Source organism: Maribacter sp. 4G9 (assembly GCF_002742265.1).
Taxonomy (GTDB): Bacteria; Bacteroidota; Bacteroidia; order Flavobacteriales; family Flavobacteriaceae; genus Maribacter.
Map to the genome: position 1 here is coordinate 1 of NZ_MDGL01000172.1, position 1,861 is coordinate 1,861.

The following is a 1,861-nucleotide window of genomic DNA, read 5'->3' on the forward strand; positions in this document are numbered from 1 at the left end:
TGGGGCACCTGTAGCCCCCGTCCCACTTTAGCCAGGCCAGATGCGACAGGCAGCTGTCCGTGTCCGGGAATTTCTCCATAAAGTCGAAAAGGGACATGCTCTTGAATCTTTGCTCCATGTTCTTGATGTTTGTTTCCCCGAATTTACTACTTCTATCGTTATTGATTAAGTACCTAAGTCAATTACTTTATTCGTGATTGCATACGCAACTAATCTTACACAATCACGTTGGCATCCATTAAAGAAACCATAGTAAACATTGTATATGGGAGATAAGGAAATTGAAAATTTAGATAAAATATTAGCTTATTGTATTGAAAAATACAAGACAGATAATAAAGAAATTTTTTCGATAGAGCTAAAACAAAAACTGTTTATCGATTTAGAGTTAGACCATATAGACGAAATGATTAAAACTATTTATAATTATGATTTAAAAGTTGCCGACATTGAAATAGAATATAACCCAAGTATAATTAAAAACGGATTTACAGAAATATTCTTAAATAATGGTGGTTTTAAAAAAGTATATATGGATAAAGAAGAAAATAAATCAAAGACAACTTACAATACAATAAATATAGGTGGAGACAATAAAGGAAATATAGCTCAATCCTTGGACAATGCTTTAGCAAGTCCAGTAAGACAAAAAGCAGTCCATACGATAGAAAATAAGCCTAACAAAAGGTCGTGGATAGAAATATTATATTGGATTATAGGTTCAATTGTCGGATTGTTATTAATATATGAATTTATAATAAAAAACCTTGCAAATAAGATATAAACTGACATTTGACCTAAGCAACGGACTGACAAATAAAAACGTATGCCAACACCGTATAAAATTAATTGCTTAAACTTTTTTACTTTGGAAAGGACTTTCCTTTTTCAAAGTAGTTGCTACTTTTTTTATTCGTGATTGCATACGCAACTAATCTTATACAAACACGATGATGTACAATTCACCTAAAGGTGAACCCAAGTCGCTACATTGTCGCCAAAGGCTCCAATTCCCGCCCCTTGGGATTTGTACATCATCGCAGGGCCATGCCAGTTTGCATAATCCGTAGGATGAGGGACCATCCAACCTATCACCTTTAGGCGCCATCGAGGAAAACTGTACATATCAACGGCTATATGCAACCTGGCCACGTTCAACACGTATTTGTAAATTTATCCCAACAAGTTGCGTAAATTTAAAATCCGTAACGTGGCTTCACATAGCCCTGCGTTGGCAAACATTTTACCAAATCAAGACAATACATAGAAAAAACAATATAATCTGTTATTTTTAAGAAATGAAAATATAAAATGACCTACGAATTTACCGAAAACGCACCAAAACCAATTGACAAGAAGGAATACGTTCTGAATGCTAGTGAAAAACTTGATTTTTTATTGAAAAATTTTGCTGACGATGAAACGAAATTTCAAACATTTTTCGAATTAAATCCTTCGTTTATGCCAGGCGCAAGAGATGAATTTTCTATAATGGGACAATCCGGACACGAACCTTTTTCAAACTGTCTAATATCACAACCTAAAATTTCGGGAATTATTAATCGCATTCCAGACTTTATGTGGTTAGCAAATGATAGTGCCTATTTTACACCAGTAATAATAGAAATTGAAGCACCTTCAAAAAAACATTTTAGAAAAGATGGAAATCCTACAAGTCATTTTGTAGGCTTCCCTAAAAATAGGACAGTTCATAATTCGAATTTACTAACTTTAAATTCAAACTGTCACGATGAAAAACAGCAAGTTTAGCGAGAGTCAAATTATCAAGGCTCTAAAAGAAAATCAGCAAGGAAGATCTGTTGGAGATGTTTCGAGGGAATTAGGAATAGATAAAAGCACG

At 33.9% G+C, this 1,861-nt stretch carries 4 protein-coding genes; 3 read left to right on the top strand and 1 reads right to left on the bottom strand.

Going from position 1 to position 1,861, the window contains the following annotated elements; translation table 11 throughout:
- The first annotated feature begins 265 nt into the window (after positions 1 to 265).
- The gene (locus tag BFP75_RS17610; RefSeq protein ID WP_099546661.1) at positions 266 to 784 is read left to right on the top strand and encodes a hypothetical protein; all 519 of its coding nucleotides are present in this window, start codon (positions 266 to 268) and stop codon (positions 782 to 784) included.
- A 182-nt stretch (positions 785 to 966) separates the two neighbouring features.
- Here BFP75_RS17610 and BFP75_RS21950 read toward each other — a convergent pair whose 3' ends face one another.
- Positions 967 to 1,125 (bottom strand): hypothetical protein, encoded by a 159-nt coding sequence (locus BFP75_RS21950; RefSeq protein WP_165776517.1) that lies wholly within the window; start codon positions 1,123 to 1,125, stop codon positions 967 to 969.
- Between the two features lie 186 nt (positions 1,126 to 1,311).
- Between BFP75_RS21950 and BFP75_RS17620 the strand changes: the two genes are divergently transcribed.
- The gene (locus BFP75_RS17620) at positions 1,312 to 1,770 is read left to right on the top strand and encodes a Shedu anti-phage system protein SduA domain-containing protein (RefSeq protein ID WP_099546662.1); all 459 of its coding nucleotides are present in this window, start codon (positions 1,312 to 1,314) and stop codon (positions 1,768 to 1,770) included.
- A partial coding sequence (locus BFP75_RS17625; RefSeq protein ID WP_165776627.1) for a transposase occupies positions 1,751 to 1,861 on the top strand: 111 nt, incomplete at its 3' end. The genes BFP75_RS17620 and BFP75_RS17625, both read left to right, overlap by 20 nt.